Genomic DNA, 23774 nt, shown 5'->3' on the forward strand with positions numbered 1-23774 from the left:
TGGCGTCAGGCCTGAGAATGAGGGCGCGGGTCCGTTTTGCATTAAGGAAGCATTTATCATGTCAGGGCAATTGCCGTATTTGGCGCCACATTTTTCTGTTGCGCGTACAGGCGTTTACCCGATCCAAACCCGTGAAGCCAGACAATCCGACGTTGAAATCGCGGGTGGCTGATGGCTGAGAAGAACTGGCACGAGGGCAGCACGCTTCCGATTGCTGTGCAGGCCGTCGTGGGCCTGGGCAGCGCGGTCGCGCCTGCGCGCGCCTTTGCCCTCTCGGACGGTTTGGCCCCGCCGAGCTATCTCGGCACGCTCGATCCCAACGTGGTCTGGGAAGCCCTGATCGGCGGCATCGTCGTCTGTGCGTTCCTGGCCGCGATCGCGCTGTGGATCCATTCCTCGCTGCGCCGGACCAGGCGCTTGCAGTTGCGGCGCAACGCCTTCGTCTCCTCCGCCATGAACAATCTCAACCAGGGCGTGGTGATGACGGATGCGCAGCGGCGCATCATCTTCTGCAACGACCGTTATCTCGAGATCTACGGCCTGTCGCGGTCGGATCTGTGGACCGGCATGACCGGCTACGACGTCCTCAAGTTGCGGCGCGAGCGCGGGGTTCTCGGAGGCGTCTCCGACGAAGAGTTCTATGAGAAGGCGGCGAGTCCCAACGGTCTGATCACCGAGCTGCCTGATGACCGCGCCATCCTGGTGAAATATTACGTGCTGCCGAACGGCGGCTCGGTCGCGACGCATCTGGACGTCAGCGAGCAGCGCAGGCTGTCGCGGCAGCTCGCCTCCACCAAGCAATTCCTGGAAACCGTGCTGGACAACGTGCCGGCCTGCGTCGCCGCGAAGAACATCGAGGACGGCCGTTACATCTTCGCCAACAGCGCCTACGAACGGTTCTGGGGGTTTTCGCGCGACCACGTCGTCGGCAAGAATGCGCGTGAGCTGTTCGCTCCGATCTCGGCGGCCAGCATCGAGGCGACCGATCGGGCGGCACTGAATTCGCCGGATGGCCAGTTCCGCAATGAATTCGAGGTCGACCGCGCCGGTGAGCGGCGCATGGTCGCCTCGATGCGGATCGTGGTCCGCAACGAGAGCAACAAGCCCGAATTCCTGATGCTCGTGTTCGAGGACATCACCGACCGCCGCTCGCTGTCGCAGGAGCTGGAGAGCACGAAGAAGTTCCTGGAGCTCGTGGTCGACAACATCCCCGTGGCGCTGATCGTGGAGGAGGTCAAGGACGGCCGCTATCTGCTCGCCAACCGCAGTGCGGAGACGATCCTCAACCGCCGGCGCGAAGAGGCCACGGGCCTGACCGCGTCCGACATCTTCAATCCCAAGGAAGCCAAGCTGATCATCGCGCGCGACGAGGCCGCGATCAAGAAGCGCGGGATGATCACCGAGGAGCACCCGATCTCCACCAAGGACGGCCTGCGGCTGTTCCTGACCCGCCGCGCCACCGTGCTCAGCGATGCCGGCGAGCCGCAATATCTGATCAAGACCCACGAAGACGTCACCGACCGCCGGCAGACCGAGTCGCGCATGGCGCACATGGCCTATCACGATGGCCTCACCGATTTGCCGAACCGCGCCGCCTTCCTGCAGGCGCTGACCCAGATGATCGAGGCCTGCGAGGGGACCAGCGAGGAGTTCGCCGTCCTGTGCGTCGACCTCGACGGCCTCAAGGAGGTCAACGACGTCTTCGGCCATGCGCTCGGCGACAAGCTCCTGATCGAGGTGGCCAAGCGGCTCCAGGACTCCGCGCGCGGCGGCGTGGTGGCGCGCCTGTCCGGCGACGAGTTCGGCCTCATCATCGACGGCAAGCAGCCGGAGGCGGGTCTTGCGCTGGCGCAGCAAATCGGCGACGCCGTCGCCCAGGAATTCCAGATCGACGGCCGGGCGGTCCGCGCCGGCGTCACCACCGGCATGTCGATCTTCCCGCACAATGGCACCGATGCCGCCTCGCTGCTCGCCAATGCCGGCGCGGCCCTGTTCCGCGCCAAGCAGAAGTCGCGCGGCACGATCAGCCTCTACCAGCCGGAGATGGACCAGCAGATCCGCGATCGCCGCGTGCTGCACCAGGACCTCTCGATGGCGATCAAGAACGGCGAGCTCTCGCTCGCCTTCCAGCCGCAGGGCGTCGCGGGCCACAGCGTCATGGAAAGCGACATCATCGGTTTCGAGGCGCTGGCGCGCTGGCAGCATCCGGTGCGCGGCCAGGTCTCCCCGGCCGAATTCATCCCGATCGCGGAAGAGAGCGGCCTGATCGTCGAGATGGGCGAGTGGATCCTGCGCGAGGCCTGCCGAGAGGCGGCGTCCTGGCCGAAGCCGCTCCAGGTCGCGGTCAATCTGTCGCCGGCGCAGTTCATGCACGGCGACGTGGTCGGGCTGGTCCATTCAATCCTGATCGAGACGGGCCTCGCACCCGGCCGGCTCGAGCTGGAAATCACCGAGGGCGTGCTGATCGAGGATTTCGATCGGGGCCTCGCACTGCTGCGCCGGCTGAAGGCGCTCGGCGTGCGCATCTCCATGGACGATTTCGGCAGCGGCTATTCCTCGCTGAGCTATCTCCAGGCGTTCCCGTTCGACAAGATCAAGATCGACCGCGCCTTCATCATCAATCTCGGCCGCAATCCGCAATCGGCGGCCATCGTGCGCGCCGTGATCGATCTCGGCCATGGCCTCGAAATGTCGATCATCGCCGAGGGCGTCGAGACCCTCGACCAGCTCGCCTTCCTTGCCAAGGAGGGCTGCGACGGCGTGCAGGGCTACCTGCTCGGCAAGCCGCTGCCGATCGGGAAATATGCCGGCCTCGTCGGCCGCGCCGAGACCTTGGAGCTTGCGCTCAAGACCGGCTAGAGCGTCTTCGAGCCAAGCGGATCCCGGGTCGCGTAAAGAAAACGCGTCAAAACATAATCTGGCGCTCCGTTCCGATTTCATCGGAACGGAAATGGCTCTAGTGATGGCGAGCGCTCAGCTCCCATTCGACGGATTCATGGCGGATTACGACCTTGCGATCATCGGCGGCGGCCTGAACGGTGTCAGCCTCGCCCGCGATGCGGCCGGCCGCGGCCTGCGCGTCATCCTGTTGGAGCAGGGCGATCTCGGCGGCGCCGCCTCGTCGGCGACGCCGCGGCTGATCCATGGCGATCTCTCGGTGCTGGAGCGCCGCGGTTTCTGGCGGGTGCGCCGGGCTTTGGCCGAGCGCCGGACCTGGCTTGCCATCGCGCCGCATCTGGTCCGGCCGATGCGCTTCGTGATCCCGGCCCATTCCGAGGAGCGCCCGCCCTGGCTGCTGCGCGCCGGGCTCTATGTCTATGACAGCCTGACGAACCGCAGCGGCTTGCCGGGATCGACCACGCTCGACATCACGCATCATCCGGTCGGCAACGCATTGAAACGGCCATTCGGCACGGCTTTCGAATATTCGGACTGCGTCGTCGACGATTCCCGCCTGGTGGTGCTCACGGCGCTGGATGCCGCCGAGCGTGGCGCGACGATCCGGACCGGGGCTCGCTGTGTCCGCGCCGATCGAACCGACACCTGGCGCCTCGCGGTGGTCGATCGCGGCCATCGCCGCGCGATCACGGCCCGGTCGCTCGCCAACACCACCGGCGGCTGGACCTCGATGGTCGCGGAGACCGTGCTGCGGCAGCCGCAGCCCGCCATGGCGGCGATGCAGATGAGCCAGATCATCGTGCCCAGGCTGTTCGAGTCCGACAACGTCTACGTCTTCCAGAACAGCGATGGCCGACTGATCTTCGCGAGCCCTCTTGAGCGTGATTTCACGCTGATCGGCACGGTCACGCGCGACTTCACCGGCGATCCCGCGATCGTCGCGATGCGAGGGGATGATGTCAGCTATCTCTGCGAGGCGGCCAGCCGTTACTTCCGCGAGCGCGTTGCGCCGACCGACGTGGTGCGCGCGGTCTCCGGCGTCAACCTGACGCCGGCGTCCGCGCGGCGGCGTGACGGCACGGCGCTGTTCCACGCGCGCCGGCGCAAGGCGCCGCTGATCACGATGTTCGGCGGCGACGTCACCACCTCGCGCCTGCGCGCGGAGCGGGCCGTGACGCGGCTGACGCCGTTCTATCCGATGTCGCCGCGCTGGACCGCCGGCGCCGCGCTGCCCGGCGGCGATTTTGCCTGGGATCGTTTCGACACCGAAGTCGACCTCGCACGCGACCGCTGGCGCTTCCTCTCGGAGCCGCAGGCCCAGCGCCTGGTCGCGGCCTATGGCTCGCGATTGCCGGCGGTGCTGGGCGAGGCGAAGACGCGCGAAGAGCTCGGCCCCGCCTTCGGCCCCGAACTGACTGGCGCCGAGGTGCGCTATCTCATGACCCACGAATGGGCGCGCTTCCCCGAGGACATCCTGTGGCGCCGCTCCAAGCTCGGCCTGACCATGCCGGCCGCCGATCGTGACGCGCTGGCGGCATTCATGGCGTAGCCCGGACTACGCTGGCGCTCCATCCGGGCCACAGACTGCAATGTAAGTTATTGCCGGACCGGTTGAGCAAACGCCGATCGGCCGCTAGCGTGCGGCGGAATCGGGGTTGGCAGGGACCATGACGGACGAATTGCCCAGAACAGACGCCGCGGCGAAAGCGGCCGGCGGAGATGCGCCCCCTGTGGCGGGTCAGCCGCTGCTGCGCATCGAGGGCGTCGCCAAGACCTTTGGGACGTTCCGGGCCGTGGACGGCGTGTCGCTCGACATCAAGGCCGGCGAGTTCTTCGCGCTGCTCGGGCCCAGCGGCTGCGGCAAGACCACGTTGCTGCGCATGCTCGCCGGCTTCGAGGCGCCGGACGAGGGGCGCATCCTGCTCGGGGATAAGGACATCGCGCAGGCGCTGCCGCATGAGCGGCCGATCAACATGATGTTCCAGAACTACGCGCTGTTTCCGCATCTGTCGGTGCGCGACAACATCGCCTTCGGCCTGAAGCGCGCCGGCATGGCGCGTGCAGAGATCGCGACGCGCGTCGCGGAGATGATCGCGCTCGTGAAGCTCGAGGGACTGGAGAAGCGCAAGCCCGACCAGCTGTCCGGCGGCCAGCGCCAGCGCGTGGCGCTGGCCCGCGCGCTGGCGCGCCGGCCGCAGTTACTGCTGCTCGACGAGCCGCTCGCGGCGCTCGACAAGAAGCTGCGCGAGAGCACGCAAGGCGAGCTGATGGAATTGCAGCGCCGGCTCGGCATGACCTTCATCATCGTCACCCACGACCAGGAGGAGGCGATGACGATGGCGAGCCGGATCGGCGTGATGAGGGACGGCAAGCTTGTCCAGGTTGCGCCCCCGCGCGAGCTCTACGAGGCGCCGCGCTCGCGCTGGATCGCGGAGTTCGTCGGCGACGTCAATCTGTTCGACGGCGAGTCCAGATTGCGCGACGGTCACCGCCTCGTCATTGGCACGCGTGATGCAGGTGCATTGGTGGTGGCCGAGCCGCGCGAGCCACTTGGCGCAGGAAAATTTTCGATCGCGATCCGTCCCGAAAAGGTCAAGCTGTCGCGCCGCGGCCCGGTGAGCGAGGCCGGTCGTGAAACCGCGATCAATACGCTCGACGGCGTGATCGCGGACATCTGCTATCTCGGCGGCACCACCACCTACAAGGTGAAGCTCGATACGGGCGGGATGATACAGGCTTCCGTCGCCAACAGCGCGCGCCTCGACGTCGACGCCTACAGCCTGAACCAGCGCGTCGTCGCCTGGTTCACGCCTGACGACTGCGTGGTGCTGCCGTCATGAGCTCCCGCCGCATCTTCGCGCGACCGGCGCGTTTTGCCGCGATCGCGCCCTATGTCTGGATGGTGCTGTTCTTCCTGGTGCCGTTCGGCTTCGTGCTCAAGATCAGCCTGTCGCAGACCGCGATCGCGCAGCCGCCTTACGAGCCGGTGTTCGCCCTGACTGCGGGATGGGAGGCGCTGACGGCGGCCTTTGCCGCTTTGTCGATCGACAATTTCAAGCTGCTCGCCTCGGACGACATCTATGTGTTCGCCTATGTGCGCAGCCTGACCGTCGCTCTCACCGCGACGGCGCTGTTGCTGCTGATCGGCTATCCCATCGCCTACGGCATGGCGCGGCTGCCGAAACGCTGGCAGGCGGTGGCGATGGTGCTGGTGATCGTGCCGTTCTGGACCTCGTTCCTGATCCGCATCTACGCCTGGATCAACATCCTCCAGCACGACGGCCTGCTCAACCAGATCCTGCTGGCTCTGCATCTGGTCAGCCAGCCGGTGGTGTGGCTCTCGACCGACAGCGCCATGTATATCGGCATCGTCTATTCCTATCTGCCGTTCATGATCCTGCCGCTCTACGCCACGCTCGCGAAGATGGAGCCGGTGCTGGAGGAGGCGGCCTCTGATCTCGGCGCGCCGCCGTGGCAGGTGTTCTGGCTCGTCACCTTTCCGCTGTCGCTGCCCGGTGTCGGCGCGGGTGTGCTGCTGTGCTTCATCCCGATCGTCGGCGAGTTCGTGATCCCGGATCTTCTGGCCGGGTCCAACTCACTGATGATCGGCCAGACCCTGTGGCTCGAATTCTTCACCAACAAGGACTGGCCGGTCGCGTCCGCGGCGGCCATCGTGCTGCTCGCGGTGCTGCTGGTGCCACTGCTGCTGTACGAGCGGCTCCAGAAGCGGCAACTGGAACAGGGGCGGTGAGGCGATGCGCAAGGTCTCCCGCCTGTCCCGCTTCAACATCGCCTCGCTCGCGCTGGGGCTGGCGTTCCTTTACTTGCCGATCCTCATCCTCGTCATCTATTCCTTCAACGCCTCGCGGCTGGTGACGGTGTGGGGCGGCTGGTCGCTGCGCTGGTATCACGAGTTCTTCAATGACCGCGCCATGATCGAGGCGGCCTGGATGAGCGTGAGGGTCGCGGCTTCCTCCGCGACCATCGCCACGCTGCTCGGCACCCTCGCAGCCGTTGCGTTGTCGCGCGGCGAGCGGTTTCGCGGGCGCACGCTGTTCTCCGGCATGCTCTACGCGCCGCTCGTCATGCCCGAGGTGATCACCGGTCTGTCGCTGCTGCTGTTGTTCGTCGCGTTGAACGCCGAGCGCGGCTTCTGGACGGTGACGATCGCGCATACCACGCTGACGATGTGCTTCGTCGCGGTGGTCGTGCAGTCCCGCCTCGGCTCGCTGGATCGTTCGCTGGAGGAGGCTGCGATGGACCTCGGCTGCAACCCGGTTCGCGCGTTCGTCGCCGTGACGCTGCCGCTGATCGCGCCCGCGATCGTGGCGGGCTGGATGCTGGCCTTCACCCTGTCGCTCGACGATCTCGTGATCGCGAGCTTCACCACCGGGCCCGGCTCGGCGACGCTGCCGATCCGGATCTATTCGGAGGTGCGGCTCGGCGTGAAGCCCGAGATCAACGCGATCTGCACCCTGGTGATTGCCCTGATCGCGGTGGTCATCGTCATCGCCTCGCTGGCCTCGAAATTGTCGAGCTCGCAGGGCGAGAGCGCGGCGCCGCTGTAGGGGAGGATTGATCATGACATTCGCCTACCAGGTCCTGATCCATACGCCGGTCTGGGTCTGGATCCTGTTCGCCTATCTGGTGTGGCAGGGTGTTCAGGCGATGCAGCCGCGCACGACGCCGATCTGGCGCGCGCTGATCGTGCCGGTCGTGTTCATCGTCTGGGGGATTTCGCGAATCGGCTTCAGTCCTCAGGACAACGCGTGGCCGCTGGTCGCCTGGATCGCGGCCGCACTGGCGTTGCTGCCGCTAGGCGTCCTGACGCCGCAGCCTTTCGATGTGGATCACAACACCGGTGAGATCATCCGGCCGGGCAGCGCCTTTGCCCTGATCCGCAACGTCGTCGTGTTCTCTCTTCAATATGCGGTCGGCGTGATCTCGGCGATCGATGCCAGCGACCGCGCGCTCGCGATCATCATTGGGCGTGCCATCTCCGGCGCCACCGCCGGTTATTTCATAGGTTCGACCATTGCGCTGCTGGTCGCGTATCGACGCAAGAGCGCGGGGAGATGATCAGTGCGACCGGAGTGCGCGGTGAAGCCGGACGCCTATGGTGCTCGGGCACCGCCCGGAATCTAGGTTAACAATTCATATAGCTTATCTCGTTATCGTCGCCTCGCTTGGGGAAGAGGGGCGATGAAGCGGCTTTACGTTGGTGTGGCCAGCACGGTTCTGGCTTTATTCTGTTTTGCTGTTCGGCCGTCGGCTGCTGCGACGCAGATGGTGTCGCTGCTGTACAACGGTTCGCCGCAGTCGCCGCAGCAGATCGGCTCCGACGAATTTCGTCGCAAGCTCGCCGAGCTCGCACAGGGTCGCATCATCCTCGATGCACGCGCCGGCAACGCGCTGGGCAGTGAGACGGCGATCCTTGCCGCCATGCGCGGCGGTGTGGTCGACATGGCGACGCTGTCCGGCTCGGTGGTCAGCTCCGCCGTGCCCGAGTTCGGTGTGTTCGACGTGCCGTTCCTGTTTCGTGATGCGGCGCAGGCCAAGGCGGTCGCAGAGGGGCCGGTTGGCGCGCTGTTCGCCAAGCATTTCGCCGACAAGGGACTGGTGCTGCTCGCGATCGGCAAGCAGGGCTTTCGCAACGTCACCAATTCGAAGCGGCCGATTCATTCTCCGGCGGACCTTCGCGGCCTGAAGATCCGCGTGCTGCCGAACGAGGTCTATCAGATGACCTTCAAGGCGCTGGGCGCCGAGGTCGTGCCGATGGAGTTCACACTGGTGTATTCCGCGCTGAAGGATGGCCGCATCGACGGGCAGGAGAACCCGGTCATGACGATCGCCACCAGCCATCTCGAGGAAGTGCAGAAATATGCCAGCCTGACCGGGCATTTCTTCGCGCCGATCGCCTTCGTCGCCAATCGCGACGTGTTCCAGGCCCTGAAGCCCGCCGACCAGGCCGCGATCATCGCCGCGGCCAAGGCCGGTGCGGAGGCGACCTGGCAGAGTGGCGTCGCGGAAGAGACAAAGAAGATCGAGGAGCTGCGCAAGGCCGGCATGGAGATCATCGAGAAGGTCGATCGCCAACCCTTCATCGACGCCGTGAAGCCCCTGGAGCCCGAATTCGAGAAGCGCTTCGGCAAGGATCTGCTCGCCCGGATCCGGGCTACGCCGTAATCGCGGGAAACATCATGAACCTGTCATTGCTCCTGTCGCGCATCGGCATCCGCCCGCGCATCTTCGGCGGCTTCACGCTGGTCCTGGGTTTCCTCTGCGTGCTGGCGCTGCTTGCCGTCATGCGGCTGTCCGAGATCGGCGGCACTGTTGGCGAGCTCGTCACCAGCGCCGACGGCGATGCCGGCATGGCGAGGGTGCATGCCGCGCTGCTCTCGTCCAACGTCACCGCCGAGAAGTTCATCCGGACGCGCAATCTCGGCGACCGCGATAGCGCCATGAAGGCGATCGACGGCTTTGGCCAGACCTTTGACCAGGTCGATCAGCAGTTCGCCCGCCTGCCGGCGATTGCCGCCGGCCGGAGCGCGCTGGTCGATGCGCTCGGCACCTATCGCAAATCCTTCACGGCTGTTGCCGCCGCGGTCGATCGTCTGCGCAGCGCGAGCACCAAGAGCGAGGCGCTCGGCGCCTCGGCAGGCCTCGACGTTGGCGCGATCAATGTGACGCTTGCCAACCAGCCTGACCGTCTGCTCCAGCCGCTGCGTCTGGCCGGTACGGTGGATGCGATGCGCGTCTCGATGCTGCGTTTCACCATCACTCAGGCCCAGGTCGACGCCGACGATGCCGGGATGACGATCGGCTACGCGCTGGCCGCGGTGGCCGATAGCGAGGCGGAGATCGCCAACGTCGAAGCGCCGCGACTGAAGAACCTGATCGCGGCCCTGAAAAAGGTGCTTGCCGATCAATCGGCGACGCTGACGGAGCTGTCTGCCGCGATGGGCGAGCTGCGCAAGGCGCAGGCCGATCTCGTCAAGTCCAGCAGCGCGATCGACGCCAAGGCGGCCGAGATCAGCCGGGCCCTCGGTGCGACGCGCACCGAGCAGAGCCGGCTGACGGCCGGTTCGGTCGATCAAACCCGCAATCTCGTGTTCACGGTGGCCGCGTTCGCGCTCATCCTGGGCGCGTTGCTGGCCTGGCTGATCGGACGCAGCGTGTCGCGCCCGATCGGTCAGATGACCTTGCGCATGCAGAGCCTTGCGGCAGGCGAGCTCGATGAGGCAATCCCGGGCGGTGAGCGCGGCGACGAAATTGGTCATATGGCCGGAGCTGTCGAGGTGTTCCGCCAGAGCGCGCAGACCGTCCGGCGCATGGAGCAGGACGCTGCCGCGCAGCGTGCCGCAGCCGAGACAGAACGCGCGTCGATGATGGCTCAGCTCGCCGACCGCTTCGATCGCGGCATGGAGGGCGTCATTGGCGGCGTCTCGAGCCGCGCCGAGGAGATGGGCCAGAGCGCCGGAAGTCTCGCCCGCGTCGCCGAGCGCGGTCGCTCGCTGGCCGAGCAGGTCGCCGCGACGTCGGCCCAGGCGTCTTCGAACGTGCAGACCGTCGCGGCCGCGACGCATCAGCTCGCCGCCTCGATCAAGGAGATTTCGAGCCAGGTCGCGCGCTCCGTATCGGTGTCGGATCAGGCCAAGGCGGAGGCCTCGCGTACCGAGGCGCTGATGCGCGCGCTGTCGGATTCGGCCGAGCGGATCGGCACTGTGGTTCAACTGATCCAGGCGATCGCAAGCCAGACCAACCTGCTGGCATTGAATGCCACGATCGAATCGGCGCGGGCCGGCGATGCCGGCAAGGGTTTTGCCGTGGTCGCCAACGAAGTGAAGAGCCTCGCAACCCAGACCGGGCGTGCCACCGAGGAGATCGCAGGGCTCGTCGCCGAGATCCAGGGCTCGACCGGGCAGTCGGTCGCTGCGATCGGCCAGATCGGCAGAACCATTGCCGAGATGACGGAGATCGCGACGACGATCGCCTCAGCCGTCGAGGAGCAGGGTGCGGCAACCAGCGAGATCGCGCGCAATGTCGAGCAGGCCGCCAACGGCACCACGGCCGTGACCGACCAGGTCGGCGCCGTCCGTACCGTGGCCGGCGAGACCGATGCCGGTGCCGAAGCCGCACTCACGGCGGCTTCAGCATTGCAAGATCAGGCACGCGCTCTCAAGGCAGCTGTCGCCGAGTTTCTGCAGACTGTGCGCAAGGCGGCCTGAGGGCCTTTGCGCGCGCCGTGGCTGCGCGGTTAGAGCAGGCGTGGACAACCCGCTATTGTCCACGTTGTCGCTCGAACGCCCTGCTTGCGGGCGCCCCGATGCGCCCTGTTGCGTCAGGACTTCACCGCACCCGCCGTGAGCCCGCCCACCATGTAGCGGCGGAAGGCGTAATAGACCGCGGCCGGCGGCAGCGCGTAGATGAAGCCGGTGGTCATCAACAGCTCCCAGGGCGAATCGTCGGCAGCGAGGAAGTTGCCGAGCGCGACGGGGAGGGTGATCTCGCGGTCGTTGGACAGCAGCAGGAACGCGTAGAGATATTCGTTCCAGGCGAGCAGCACGGCATAGGTGCCGATCGCGACCAGCGAGGGCATCATCAGCGGCAGGTAGACAAGGCGGAAGATCTGGAGCGTCGTGGCACCGTCCATCACCGCGGCTTCGTCGAGCTCGACCGGCAGCTTGTCGGAGGCCTGCTTGAGCACCCAGATCGCGTAGGGGCTGGCGATCGTCACCATGGCCAGGATCAGCGACCAGTGATTGTTGAGCAGGCCGTAATTGCCCATGGTGCGGTACATCGGCACGGCGAGGAACGCCGCAGGGATGAAGTAGGTGAACAGCGCGAGGTTCAGCACAGCGCGACCGCCCGGCACCTTCAGCCGCGAGATCGAGAACGCCGCGGCGGTCGCGATGACCAGCGTCAGCACGCCGACGGATGCGGCGATCACCAGCGAATTCCAGAACTGCACGTAGAAGTCCCGCAGGAAGTAGTGCTGCTGCTTGAACACGATCTCGAAGTTGTGCAGCGTCGGATGATCCGGCCACAGCTTGCCCGAGAACGCGTCCTCCTTCGGAGAGATCGCGAACAGGAACATGTGGTAGATCGGAATCATCGTCCACAGGAACACGGGAATGCCGATCAGCAGCAACCGTGCTTCGGTCGCGACGTCGCGCCAGGAAAATTCGCTTACGCCGGGAAGCTTCATCGCGACAACCGTTTCATCATAAAGTACACGAGCGGCAGGACGAACGGCATCGCGCAGACGATGGAAGCCATCGCGAGCGAGAGCTGGTCGAGCCGGAGATAGCGGATACCGAGCGTCGCCAGCACGTGCGTGAGGTCAGCCGGGCCACCGCCGGTGAGCAGATAGACGCTGTTGAAATCGCCGAGCGTCCAGATCATCGAGAGCAGCGTGCAGGTGATGTAGAGGGTCTGCATCGACGGCCAGGTGATGAAACGGAATTTCTGCCACCAGCTCGCGCCGTCGACCTCGGCGGCCTCGAACAGATCATGCGGGATCGCAAGGCGCCCGGTGATCAGGATCAGCGTCCAGAACGGCAGCGACTTCCAGATGTGCACGCCGATCGCCATGGCCAGCGCCACGGTCGGGTCGTTCAGCCAGTTCGGGCCGTCATCGCCGGTGAAGGAGAAGATGATGTGGTTGATCACGCCCCATTCGGGATTGAGCATAAACCGCACCGACAGGATGGTCGGGATCGACGGCACCGCCCAGGGCAGGATGAAGATCACCGAGAGCCATTTGATCCAGGTGCGTTGCTGCGCGAAGAAGCCGGACAGGAACAGCGCGATCAGCATCTTGATGTTGATGCCGATGACCAGGAAGATCAGCGTGTTGACCGCGGCGCGCGCGAAGATCGGATCGTGATACAGCGCGACATAGTTCGACGGGGCCCGCGCGAGCCACAGCCCGTAGCAGACGGGATAGACGACGAAGGCGAGGAATACGAGCAGATAGGGCGCGAGCAGCACGATGCCCCAGACCTGCGCCGGGGTCAGCCGCGACGACAAGGGCGGAGCGGGCATCGACTGATCGCCAGAGAGCGTGATCGCCATTCTTCAGGACTCTTTGAAAGGACTTCCGGCCGCACGAGGCGGCCGGTATTAGCGTTTCGCCTCTCCCCGCGCCAGCGGGGAGAGGAAGAAAAGAGAACTTAGCCTGCAACCTGCTTGATGCGGGCGATCAGCTCGTCGACGGCCTTGTCGACCGGGACCTTCTCGCTGACGACCCGGTTCATCGCCTTGGCCCAGACGTTCTCGTTGTTGAGGATCGTGAACTTCCAGTTCTTGGTGAAGTCGAACGCCGCGGTGCCGCCGGTGAACTGTGCGTAGACCGCCTTGCGATGCTTGTCGGCCTGCCAGAACGGGCTGGCCTGGCTTTCCTTGGTCACCGGGAACCAGCGGCCGAGCGCGCCCTCGATATAGGGGCGGACGTTCTCTTCCTGGAGCAGGAAGCTGATGAACTGCTTGGCCTCGGCCTTGTTCTTGGCCGCGGTGAACACCAGCCCGGTCTTGACGTCGGAGCGGTAGCGGATGGTTGAACCATCCGGCGCCTTCGGGAAGGACGCCGTGACGATGTCCTGCTCATAGGCCTTCTTGCCGGCGTCGCGCTGCTCCTGGGTGAGAGCCTGGTTCTGCGAGTCCTCGAACCACTTCGCCGCGATCGAGATCGTGAAGTTGTGGGTCATCACGATGGTCTTGTTGTGGAAAGCGACGTTGTTGTCCGGGTCCTTCCAGGTTGTGGAGGAGGGCGGCGTGCAGCCCTTGATATAGGTGTCGGTGTAGTCCTTCAGCGCGCTGATCAGGTTCTCGCGCACCTTGGGATCGTCGACCAGGAGCTTGCCGTCGTCGTCGACCAGCTTGACGTGATAGGCGTCCATGAAGGTGTAGAACGACTGGAAGGCGTCGGTGGATTCCACGCCCATCGGCTGGCCGACGCCGTAGATGCGCTGGCCGGTCGCCTTGCGGATTCCCGGCTGCACCTTGTCGCACCAGAACGTCCAGTAGCCGGCCCAGTCGGTCGGGATGTCGCTCAGCTTGAAGCCGGCCTTCTCCAGCATGTCGTTCCAGATCTCGACATGCATGCTCTGCTGCTTCAGCGGAAAGCCGTAATAAGCCTTCTTCTTGGTGACGTCGTTGTAGAGGATCGAGGCATCCAGCGTGTTCTGCACGAACCGGCCCTTGATCGGCTCCATGACGTCCGAGAGGTCCTCGAGCTTGCCCTCATAGGCCCACTTGCCCTGCGCCTGCACGTCATAGGAATCGGAATAGGCGACATCGGGCACGGTGCCGGCATCGAGCGCGGCGACCGTCTTCGGAATCATGTCCTGGATCGCGTACTGCGACAATTCGACCTTGATGCCGGTCTTGGCTTCGAACTTCTTGATCGTGTCGATCAGCGCGTCGTCTTCGGACCGATAGAAGCCCTTGCCCCACCAGACCGTGATCGTTTTCTGCTGCGCAAAAGCGGGTGCAGTGGCCGCAAACAGCCCAACCGCAGCGACCGCCAATGATACTGCGCCAATAGCCTTGGATTTCACGTTTTTCTCCCTCAAACGGCCGGTGTTTTTAACCGGTCGTATAAAACACTAGCGCATGGCCGTCAGCCGATCTAGCGGCATCTTGTCAGACATAGGTCGTGGGGTGTTGGGCCGGACCAGATGCTTAATGCGCGCATCGATCCAATCGCCGCATCAATTCGGCCGGATCAATTCGCGATGATCCGGTAGCGCCCGACGATCGCCGTCCTCAGTTGGACTTTGCGTTGTCCTTGGCATTCTCGGCCGTCGGCGAATCTGTCGGCGCAGGGTGCTTCTCACCGGTGATACGCCGCTTCAGCAGGTCGAGGAAGGGCGACGCCGCCGGCGACTGGCGGATCAGGCTTTCAGGGTCGGGGAAGATCAGGGGATCGTCCCAGGGACCCTGCACCATGAACGGCAGTTGAAAGCCGGACGACGTGTTGAGGCTCGCCACGCCCTTCATGTCGTATTCGCGCGTCGGCACCGAGGCGGTGCCCGTCAGCGTGATCTTCGCAGCGGGGCCTTCGATGCGGATGTCCTCGGCGGTGGCGATCCCGTCGGAGAACCTCACCGCGATGGTGAGGGTGTCGTAAGGGGTCGAGCCGCTGCGGAAGTTGCCGCCGCCCGACAGCGGCCGCCGCTCCAGCCGCTTCAGGAGTTGCTCGGCGTTGAAGCCCGAAATCGCACCGTCGTGCCCGGTCACCGTGGCAGTGCCGTCGAGCGACTGCACGAGGCCGAACGGGCTCGAGCCGGAGGCCAGCAGCGAGACGTTGATGTTGCCGCGGCCGGACAGCTTGTTGAGGCCGAACAATTCGGAGGCGCAGGCCTGAAGATCGACATCGGTGAACTGGAATTGCGCCTTGACGTCGGCGACGGTGTCGGAGCGCGCGATCCCGAACGAGCCCTTGGCGATGCCGCCATAGACCTGGGCTTCGCCGACCGAGAGCGCCAGCGTGCCGTTGCGCAAATTGGCGCCGATCGCGGTGCGGCCGAGTTTCGACGTCCCGACCGTCAGCCTGGCTGCCGACAGGCGCATGTCGAGGTCGGTGGTCGAGAGCCCGTTGAGATCGAACAGCTGCCTGTTCCAGTCGCGGGCGCCGCTGGCGAGCAGGCGGAAGGTCGAGATGTAGGGTGTGAAGTCGAGCGCGTCGGCGGCGAGTGTCGCCTGCAGCGTCTGCCGGCCGTTATTGGCGTAGGTCATCACGCCTTCGGCGGTGTTGCCGTCGAGGTCGACATTGACGTTGGTGAGCGCGATCGAGGCGCCGACGACATTGGCGCGCGCCTTCAGCGCGAAGCGGCCGAAGCCGCCGCTGCCGGGCTGCGGCTGGCCGGTCCAGCGTAGCGCGTTGCGCAAGGACGGGCTGTCGATGGTGAGCGTGCCTTCCATCATCGGGCTGGTGCGGTTGGCGACGCTGCCGTCGAAGGCGAGCTTGAGCGGGGCGCTGGCGATCCGCGCCTTCAGCCCGGAGCGGTCGCCGGAGAGGGCGGCGACGAAGTCGGCGAAGCTGATCGAGCCGTCGACGCGCTCGCCGCGCCAATCGAATTGCCCGGTCGCGGCGAACGACCGCGAGATCGAGGGCCAGGCCAGCGACAGGTCGATATCCTCGAATTTCTCGGAGGCGTGGGTGACGGCGTCCTCGTAATTGAGCACACCGTCCTGGATCCTGATCTCGGAGAACGACACCTGGTTGTCGGCGCCCGGCTTCATGGTGCGCGCGATGGTCTGGATGAAGGGCGTCCAGTTGCTTTCGCCATCCTGCTTCAGGCTGACATGGATGCGAGGCCGGAGCAGCGTCAGGTCGGCGATCTCGAAGCGTTGCAGCAGCAGCGGCAGCAGCCGGAGATTGGCGGTGAGCACGTCGACATGCAGAGCCGGGTCGCTGGTGCCGCCGCCCTTCAGGCCGACGTCATGGAAGGAGATGTAACTTGCCGGCAGCACCGAGATATCGATGCTCCCTGCCACGCTGAGCTCGAGCCCGGTGACGTCGCGGATCTGCGCCTCCACGGCCTTGCGCAGTGCGTCGCGGTTGATGAGCCAGGAGGTCGCGATCAGGGCGATCAGCGCGACGCCGAGCAGCGCCGCGATCGGCGTCCCGAGGCGCTTCATTCCTTGGGCCATGGTCAATGGCATGTCCTGATCGGGTTGGTCGTTGGAGCCAGAAGGGCGGGCCGGAAAACCTGCATGCCCACACCCAACCCCCGCAACTTGATGGGTTTTCTTGTCGCTTTCAAGGCCGCGGGCGGTTCTGCCCACGGCGTGGGCAGCTTCTATCACCCGGGCGCGGAACGGAGAACCCCGTATCATTGACGGCTTTGGAGGATTTCGCCTAATAATCGCCGCCAATGAGGCGCGACGCCTGCCCGCCGAAGGTTCAGTCGAAGGTTATTTGCATGAACAAGGTCTATCCCGACGCCAAGTCGGCTCTCGACGGCATTCTGAAAGACAACATGATGATCATGTCGGGGGGCTTCGGCCTCTGCGGCATCGCCGAGGAGCTGTCGGACGCGATCCGCGAGTCCGGCGTCAAGGGCCTGACGGTCGTCTCCAACAATGCCGGCGTCGACGGCATCGGCCTCAGCCGCCTGCTCGAAACCCGCCAGATCAAGAAGATGATCTCGTCCTATGTCGGCGAGAACAAGCTGTTCGCCCAGCAATTCCTGGCCGGCGAGCTGGAACTCGAATTCAATCCGCAAGGAACGCTGGCCGAGCGCATCCGCGCCGGCGGCGCCGGTATCCCGGCCTTCTACACCAAGACCGGCGTCGGCACGCTGATCGCCGAAGGCAAGGAAGTGAAGGAGTTCGACGGCGAGAAGTATCTGATGGAGCGCGGCCTGTTCGCCGACCTCGCCATCGTGCACGCCTGGAAGGGCGATACCGCCGGCAACCTCATCTACCGCAAGACCGCGCGCAACTTTAACCCGATGATGGCGACTGCCGCCAAGATCACGGTCGCCGAGGTCGAGCATCTGGTTCCGGCCGGTGAACTCAATCCCGACCACATCCACACGCCCGGCATCTTCGTGAAGCGCATCGTCGAGGTCGGTACGGCCAAGAAGCGCATCGAATTCCGCAACACCCGCCCGCGCACGGCAGCTTGAGGCGCGCATGATCCGGAAAAGTGGACACCGGTTTTCCGGCAAGATCATGCGCCAGCAATAACAGGAGACGAAGATGGCCTGGACCCGTGAACAGATGGCCGCGCGCGCCGCGAAGGAATTGCGCGACGGCTACTACGTCAATCTCGGCATCGGCATCCCGACGCTGGTCTCGAACTTCATCCCCGACGGGGTCGATGTCAGCCTCCAGAGCGAGAACGGCATGCTCGGCATGGGACCGTTCCCCTATGAGGACGAGGTGGACGCCGACCTCATCAACGCCGGCAAGCAGACCGTCAGCGAGCTGCCCTCGACCTCGTATTTCTCGAGCGCGGATTCCTTCGGCATGATCCGCGGCGCCCACATGGACCTGTCGATCCTCGGCGCCATGCAGGTGGCCCAGAACGGCGATCTCGCCAACTGGATGATCCCCGGCAAGATGGTCAAGGGCATGGGCGGCGCGATGGACCTCGTTGCCGGCGTCAAGCGCGTCGTCGTCGTGATGGAGCATTCAGCCAAGGACGGCTCGAAGCTGCTGAAGAAGTGCAATCTGCCGCTGACCGGCGAGCGCGTGGTCGACATGGTCGTCACCGATCTCGCCGTCTTCACCATCGACAAGCATGGTGATGGTGGCATGGCCCTGATCGAGCTCGCCGACGGCGTCTCGCTCGACGAGGTCAAGGCCAAGACCGAAGCCGAATTCCGCGTCGCGCTGAAGAACACGTAAGACAGCGGTCGTAATAAGCGTGAATGGCCGGGCGTCGTCCCGGCCATTTTCGTTTGCGGCGCGACGTTCTCGGTTACGACCTCGCCCACACCTTGCTCCACCGCGCCGACACGCTCGCGACCCATGACGGCTCCTCGCGGACCAGACGGAAGCCGAGATTGGCGGGCGGCACGCCTTGCGCGCAGCCGCCGGCGCGGGCGTCGCGGATGAAGTCGGTGACGTAGGCGCGGTGCGCCCCCTCGGCGACACGCACGCCACAATTCACGGTCGCCCGGCCGGCATTGCCGGTCTCGTCGATCCGCGAGCGCACGAAGCAGGTCGAGGTCCATTCCCAGACATTGCCGGCGAGATCCTCGATGCCATGCTCGTTCGCGCCGAACTTGCCGAACGGATAGGCCGTCGTGTCGGAGAGGTCGCGCTCGGATTCACGCTCGTAGCGGCTGAGCCAACGCTTCGAAGGATCGTCTGCGTCCACCGGCGCGCCATCATCCCTAAAGCGGGAGCCTGCCGCAAAGGCCCATTCGGCATCGCTCGGCAGGCGGTAGTTGTGGCCGGTCTTGCGCGACAGCCAGCCCGCATAGGCCTGCGCATCATGCCAGCTCACCTGTACCGCGGGACGATCAGACGCAATCGCGACGCCGCGATCGAGCGCACGGCAGGCGCCGTCCTGCACGCAAAGCCGATAGTCGGATGACGAGACCTGGTGCCGCATGATGTGCAGCGGCCGATTGAAGCGCATCGCGCGCAACGGCACTTCGGCCTGCCGCCCGCCGCGCGTGAAATCGCCGGCTTCGCGATAGGACAGATCTCCGGGCGCGACCCTGATGATGGCGGGCTCCGTCGCCGTGCCGTGCACCGCGATGTCGGTGACCAGCGGTGCCATCGCGATCGGCCCTGCGAGCCCGGCGGCGCAGGCGAGCAGCAGCTTCAGCTTGAATGCGATCAACATAGTCGTCCCCCGAAGAAAGAAGGGGCCGGTGATGACCGGCCCCTTGTCGCGTCTAGTTGGTGTTGGGAACCGGTATCTCCGCAGGCGCCTTCACCTGGGTCATCAGATCGTCGTTCCACTTGCCTTCGACCTTGAAGTGCGCGGTGGCGCCGAGGTCCGCGGCCTCGATCAGATTATGCGTGACATAGGCGTAGATGCCGGGCTGCAGGAACTTGTAGAGCGCTGCTCCCGCAGAGCCGCCGCGGATGAACCAGGTCTCCAGGCCGGTCTCCGGCGCGTTGGAGAATTTTCCGGTCTCCCAGACATAGTCGCCATGACCGCCGATCAGGTGCGGACGGCTGTCGCGATTGGCCTGCGAATGCACGATCAGCACGTTCTCGCCGACCTTGGCGGTCAGCGCGTTCTTGCCGGTGAGCGCGCCGACCTTGCCGTTGAACACGACATGGGAGGGGATCAGCTTCTTCATCACCTCTTCGGTCTCGGTAAAGGCTTCACCCGGCGAGTCGTAGGACTTGAAGTTGCCCTTCTCGTCGCGCGGCACATACATGTCCTGCTCGCCGACATAGTAGACCTTGTCGTATTTCAGCGCGTGGCCCTTGCCGTCGTTGAGGCCCTCGCGCGGCAGCACCATCACCGCGCCGTTCATGCCGGAGACGACATGCCAGGGGATCATCGGGCCGCCCGGCGCGCAGTGATAGACGAACACGCCGGTCCGCGTTGCCTTCCAGCGCAGCACGACCTGCTCACCGGGATTGACCAGCGTGAGCTCGGCGCCGCCGAGCGCGCCGGTCGCGGAGTGGAAGTCGATGTTGTGCGGCATGGTGCTGGTCGCGGGATTGACCAGCGTCAGCTCGACATAGTCGCCCTCATGCACGACCATCAGCGGGCCCGGCATCGAGCCGTTGAAGGTCATGGCCTGGAAGGTGGTGCCCTTGTCGTCGATGACCACCTTCTTCTCCTCGATGGTCATCTTGAATTCGATGATCTTGGGGCCCTGCGTCGTGGCCTGCTCATGCGCATGCACGAAGGGCGGGGCGACCAGCTCGACCTTCTGCCGCGGCAGCTTGAGCTCGCTGGCCGCGAACGTGGGTGTCGCGAGAATCAAGGCGGTCGCGGCGGCGCTGATCAATGCGGCTCTGCGGGTGAACATCGGAAGCATCCTTCATCTGAAAGGGTTTTGATGACGGATGCAGTGTGCGCCTGTTGCGGCAAGAGTGTTTGCGCTGCGACAAGCTTTTGCCGGATTCGTCTCCGGTAAAATCCTTAAGAGGTTTGCCGAAGATCGCATCGACGATGCGAAGGACGCGTTGCCGCGCGGCTCAATTTCGCCAGAGGCAAATCGTTCGCATCTTCAACTGCGTTTTGATCGCGAATGTTTGGTTGTCGACTAGAGAAGCTGGATCGCAATCCAGACCGTGCCCCAGACCGCGAGCGACAGTGCGGCAAAGACGGCAGCCGTGATCGCGACGGCGCGCACGATATGACCTGCGCCCGCCGTGGGCGTGGCGGGTACGGGACGAAAATCGTCGAAGCGCGGGATATGGCCGCGAACGCCGGTGAGCCAGAGAACGAGATCGAGCGCGAGCGACGTCATGGCCTATCTCCAGGAAGCAATGATTGAACGTCATCATGCTCGCGATCAGGCGCCCAGACTTTGAGCGAGCGCAAGGTGGTCCGCCCGGAAACGGGTAATCCAATGCCATCCGGGATTGCCGCGCCACCGCGCGGCATCGATTTACGAATGGGTAAGACATGAGGACAGATCTCGCAGCGAGCTATGGCGAAGAACGTCTGCCGCGCTACACGAGCTATCCGACCGCGCCGCATTTTTCGCCGGCGATCGGTGCAGATACTTACGCAAGGTGGCTGTCCGAGCTGCCCGCGGGCGCCGGCGCGTCGCTTTACCTGCACGTGCCGTTCTGCCGTGAGATGTGCTGGTATTGCGGCTGCCATACCCAGATCGTCCGCCGCGACGGGCTGATTGCGGCCTATCAGCGGACGCTGCGCAGCGAGATCGCACAGGTCGCCGAAACCATCGGCCGCCGCATCAAGGTCGAGCACATCCATTTCGGCGGCGGCACGCCGACCATCATGGCGCCGGAGGCCTTTGCCGAATTGATGGCGGCGATGCGCCATTCGTTCTTCGTGCTGCCGTCGGCCGAGATCGCGGTCGAGATCGACCCGCGCACGCTGACATCAGGGATGGTGGAGGCGATGCGGCTCTCCGGCGTCAACCGCGCCAGCCTCGGGGTACAGAGCTTCGATCCGGTCGTGCAGCGCGCGATCAACCGCGTGCAGAGTTTTGAGCAGACGGCGTCCGTCGTGGACATGCTCCAGCATGCGGGCATCAAGGGCATCAACTTCGATCTCATCTACGGCCTGCCGCACCAGACCGTTGCCTCGTGCCTGGACACCGTGCGGCGCTCGCTCGCGCTCGGGCCCGACCGCTTCTCGGTGTTCGGCTATGCGCATGTGCCCGCGTTCAAGAAGCACCAGCGCATGATCGACGAGAACCATCTGCCCGATGGCCTTGCGCGTCACGACCAGGCCTGCGCGATCGCCAATGCGCTGAAGGAAGCCGGCTACGTGCAGATCGGGCTCGACCATTTCGCTCGCCCCGGCGACGCCATGGCCGTCGCCTTCGAGGACCGGACGTTGCGCCGCAATTTCCAGGGCTACACCACCGACAGGGGTGAGGTTTTGATCGGCTTCGGCGCCAGCGCCATCGGACATCTGCCGCAGGGCTATGTGCAGAACGAGGTGCAGATCGGAGGCTATGCGCAAAGCGTCGCGTCTGGTCGCCTCGCCACCGCCAAGGGCTACGGGCTCACCGACGACGACCGGCTGCGCGCCGACATCATCGAGCGCATCATGTGCGAGTTCAGCGCCGATCTCGGCGACATCTGCGCGCGCCATGGCGCACAGCCCGAAGCGATGCTGCAATCGGCCGCGCGCCTGAAGCCGCTGATCTCGGACGGCATCGTCAGGCTCGACGGCGACCGGCTCGCGGTCGCAAACGACTCGCGCTTCCTGGTCCGCAGCGTTGCTGCCGCGTTCGACGCGCATCTGGATCCGGGGAAGCAGTTGCATAGCAGGGCGGTGTAGGCTCCCTCCGTCATTCCGGGGCGCGCCACTTGGCGCGAGCCCGGAATCCATTGTTCTGCGTCACGTGCTGCCTGATGGATTCCGGGTTCGCGCTGCGCGCGCCCCGGAATGACAGCGCAGCTTGCGCTCCAACAAAGAAACACCACCCCGCTCCGCTATCGTCACTTCGGAACGGAGTTGACCATGCCCTTCCGATCCGACGATCTGGTCGATGACATCATGCGCACGGCGCCGCACACGATCCGCGTGTTTCTCGCCTTCAGGATGGCCTGCGTCGGCTGTCCGATCGCGACCTTCCACACCGTGGAAGACGCCTGCCGCGAGCATGGCATCGACCAGGACAAATTCCTCGCTGCGCTGTGCGAATGCGTGCCGGCGTGAGGCGGGTTGGAGTTCGCGCGGGTCGCGCGCGGATTCCCGGGTGAGGGCGCACTTTTCGCCGTAAGCGGAAGCGCCCTCACCCCTATTTTCCGAGCTCGCGGTGGTGTTCACCTCTCCCCGCTTGCGGGGAGAGGTCGGATCGCTCTTGCGATCCGGGTGAGGGGGTACAGGTCCCACCGCGATCTCACGTGTGGAGAGCGCCCCTCACCCCAACCCTCTCCCCGTAAGAACGGGGAGAGGGAGAGGAGCTACGCCGGGCCGCTGTCCGCCGTCCGCTCCGCCAGCACCACGATCCTGTGCGGATCGCGCAGGATGATGCGCTGACGGCCGCTCTCGACGAGGCCCTGGCTCTCCCAGCCGCTCAGGATGCGGCTGACGGTGTGCAGCGTGGTGCCGGTCATCTGGGCGATGTCCTGGCGGCTGATCGGGAAGTCGATCTCGATGCCATGGTCGAGCTTCTTGCCGGACTGTTTTGCGAGCCGCAGCAGCGCATGCGCGACGCGCTGCTCGACCTGCTGGGTCGACATTTCCAGGATGCGGGTGTGGCTCTCCTGCAGCCGCGCGCCGACTGTCTGGAGCGTGTTGGCGGCGATCGCCGGAAACCGCTCGATCAGCCGCGGCCAGGCCGAATTCGGCCAGATCAGCACCACGCTGTCGTCGACCGCCATCGCGGTTGCCGGATAATGCGCGGCTCCGATCGCCATCGCGAGCCCGAAGGTCTCGCCGGGGGCGACATAGCGCACCACGATCTGCTCGCCGGTCGGCGTGGTCTTGGCCGCGCGGACATGGCCGTGCAGCAGCAGGAAGAAGGATTGCGCATCGGCGCCCTGCTCGAAAATGGCTGTGTTCTTCGGATAACGCGCCGAACGGGCCTCGCGCAGGATCTCGTCGAGGTCCTCCGGCTTGACGCCGGCGAACAGCGGCAAATGCGCAACCAGCGATGTGTCGACCTTGGCCATTCTGCCTCCTTGGCGCTCAGGAGTTTGGCGCTCGGGAGTGTGATGGCACCTGCAATCGTCAGGCAGTTTGCGATAGCGCAAAACGGACCGCCCGGACGGCAGTATTTTTCCAAGTGACC

Annotated in this window: 20 protein-coding genes; 12 read left to right on the forward strand and 8 right to left on the reverse strand. The window is 65.1% G+C overall.

Going from position 1 to position 23774, the window contains the following annotated elements:
- Positions 1-171: 171 nt before the first annotated feature.
- The 8 genes from NLM25_RS06795 to NLM25_RS06830 all read left to right on the forward strand — a co-directional run bounded on the left by NLM25_RS06795 (position 172) and on the right by NLM25_RS06830 (position 11126).
- On the forward strand, positions 172-2859 hold the full coding sequence (locus NLM25_RS06795; RefSeq protein ID WP_254136492.1) for an EAL domain-containing protein: 2688 nt from the start codon (positions 172-174) through the stop codon (positions 2857-2859).
- A 136-nt stretch (positions 2860-2995) separates the two neighbouring features.
- Positions 2996-4447: a glycerol-3-phosphate dehydrogenase gene (locus NLM25_RS06800; RefSeq protein WP_254136493.1), complete on the forward strand. Its 1452-nt coding sequence runs from the start codon at positions 2996-2998 to the stop codon at positions 4445-4447.
- Positions 4448-4565: 118 nt separating this feature from the next.
- Positions 4566-5738: an ABC transporter ATP-binding protein gene (locus NLM25_RS06805; protein WP_254136494.1), complete on the forward strand. Its 1173-nt coding sequence runs from the start codon at positions 4566-4568 to the stop codon at positions 5736-5738.
- Entirely contained in the window at positions 5735-6649 is a 915-nt protein-coding gene (locus NLM25_RS06810) for an ABC transporter permease (protein WP_254136495.1), read from the forward strand. Before NLM25_RS06805 ends, NLM25_RS06810 begins: the two co-directional genes overlap by 4 nt.
- Before the next feature lie 4 nt (positions 6650-6653).
- Positions 6654-7466 (forward strand): ABC transporter permease, encoded by an 813-nt coding sequence (locus NLM25_RS06815; RefSeq protein ID WP_254136496.1) that lies wholly within the window; start codon positions 6654-6656, stop codon positions 7464-7466.
- 13 nt (positions 7467-7479) lie between these two features.
- The gene (locus NLM25_RS06820) at positions 7480-7977 is read left to right on the forward strand and encodes a DUF6622 family protein (RefSeq protein WP_254136497.1); all 498 of its coding nucleotides are present in this window, start codon (positions 7480-7482) and stop codon (positions 7975-7977) included.
- Between the two features lie 123 nt (positions 7978-8100).
- Positions 8101-9084 carry a TRAP transporter substrate-binding protein gene (locus NLM25_RS06825; protein ID WP_254136498.1) on the forward strand — a complete coding sequence of 328 codons (984 nt, stop codon included), beginning with the start codon at positions 8101-8103 and terminating at the stop codon, positions 9082-9084.
- A 14-nt stretch (positions 9085-9098) separates the two neighbouring features.
- Positions 9099-11126, forward strand: coding sequence for a methyl-accepting chemotaxis protein (locus tag NLM25_RS06830; RefSeq protein WP_254136499.1), 2028 nt, complete (start codon positions 9099-9101; stop codon positions 11124-11126).
- 113 nt (positions 11127-11239) lie between these two features.
- Here NLM25_RS06830 and NLM25_RS06835 read toward each other — a convergent pair whose 3' ends face one another.
- The 4 genes from NLM25_RS06835 to NLM25_RS06850 form a co-directional block, all read right to left on the reverse strand.
- Positions 11240-12106 (reverse strand): carbohydrate ABC transporter permease, encoded by an 867-nt coding sequence (locus tag NLM25_RS06835; RefSeq protein WP_254116195.1) that lies wholly within the window; start codon positions 12104-12106, stop codon positions 11240-11242.
- Positions 12103-12975, reverse strand: a complete 873-nt coding sequence (locus NLM25_RS06840; RefSeq protein ID WP_254116196.1) for a carbohydrate ABC transporter permease — start codon at positions 12973-12975, stop codon at positions 12103-12105. The genes NLM25_RS06835 and NLM25_RS06840 overlap by 4 nt, the downstream gene beginning before the upstream one ends.
- A 98-nt stretch (positions 12976-13073) precedes the next feature.
- Complete coding sequence (locus tag NLM25_RS06845; RefSeq protein ID WP_254116197.1) at positions 13074-14459, reverse strand: ABC transporter substrate-binding protein; 1386 nt, start codon at positions 14457-14459, stop codon at positions 13074-13076.
- A 208-nt stretch (positions 14460-14667) separates the two neighbouring features.
- Positions 14668-16557 carry an AsmA family protein gene (locus NLM25_RS06850; RefSeq protein ID WP_254141124.1) on the reverse strand — a complete coding sequence of 630 codons (1890 nt, stop codon included), beginning with the start codon at positions 16555-16557 and terminating at the stop codon, positions 14668-14670.
- 272 nt (positions 16558-16829) lie between these two features.
- Here NLM25_RS06850 and NLM25_RS06855 point away from each other — a divergent pair, with 272 nt between their 5' ends.
- Both NLM25_RS06855 and NLM25_RS06860 read left to right on the forward strand, forming a co-directional pair.
- Positions 16830-17537, forward strand: a complete 708-nt coding sequence (locus NLM25_RS06855; protein WP_011089830.1) for a CoA transferase subunit A — start codon at positions 16830-16832, stop codon at positions 17535-17537.
- Between the two features lie 73 nt (positions 17538-17610).
- Positions 17611-18261: a 3-oxoacid CoA-transferase subunit B gene (locus NLM25_RS06860; protein ID WP_254136500.1), complete on the forward strand. Its 651-nt coding sequence runs from the start codon at positions 17611-17613 to the stop codon at positions 18259-18261.
- Between the two features lie 73 nt (positions 18262-18334).
- Here the strand turns inward: NLM25_RS06860 and NLM25_RS06865 are convergent, their stop codons facing one another.
- From NLM25_RS06865 to NLM25_RS06875, 3 genes are all read right to left on the reverse strand, one after another.
- Complete coding sequence (locus NLM25_RS06865; protein WP_254136501.1) at positions 18335-19210, reverse strand: SUMF1/EgtB/PvdO family nonheme iron enzyme; 876 nt, start codon at positions 19208-19210, stop codon at positions 18335-18337.
- 52 nt (positions 19211-19262) lie between these two features.
- Positions 19263-20360 (reverse strand): copper-containing nitrite reductase, encoded by a 1098-nt coding sequence (gene nirK / locus NLM25_RS06870; protein ID WP_254136502.1) that lies wholly within the window; start codon positions 20358-20360, stop codon positions 19263-19265.
- Positions 20361-20597: 237 nt separating this feature from the next.
- Entirely contained in the window at positions 20598-20804 is a 207-nt protein-coding gene (locus NLM25_RS06875) for a hypothetical protein (protein ID WP_254116200.1), read from the reverse strand.
- 158 nt (positions 20805-20962) lie between these two features.
- On the opposite strand from NLM25_RS06875, the gene hemN reads away from it, so the two are divergent.
- Positions 20963-22315 carry an oxygen-independent coproporphyrinogen III oxidase gene (hemN, locus tag NLM25_RS06880; protein ID WP_254136503.1) on the forward strand — a complete coding sequence of 451 codons (1353 nt, stop codon included), beginning with the start codon at positions 20963-20965 and terminating at the stop codon, positions 22313-22315.
- Between the two features lie 183 nt (positions 22316-22498).
- The gene (locus NLM25_RS06885; protein ID WP_027561005.1) at positions 22499-22696 is read left to right on the forward strand and encodes a DUF1858 domain-containing protein; all 198 of its coding nucleotides are present in this window, start codon (positions 22499-22501) and stop codon (positions 22694-22696) included.
- Positions 22697-22944: 248 nt separating this feature from the next.
- On the opposite strand, the gene NLM25_RS06890 is transcribed toward NLM25_RS06885, so the two are convergent.
- Positions 22945-23655, reverse strand: coding sequence for a Crp/Fnr family transcriptional regulator (locus NLM25_RS06890; RefSeq protein ID WP_254136504.1), 711 nt, complete (start codon positions 23653-23655; stop codon positions 22945-22947).
- Positions 23656-23774: the final 119 nt, after the last annotated feature.

Source organism: Bradyrhizobium sp. CCGB01 (assembly GCF_024199795.1).
Classification (GTDB): domain Bacteria; phylum Pseudomonadota; class Alphaproteobacteria; order Rhizobiales; family Xanthobacteraceae; genus Bradyrhizobium.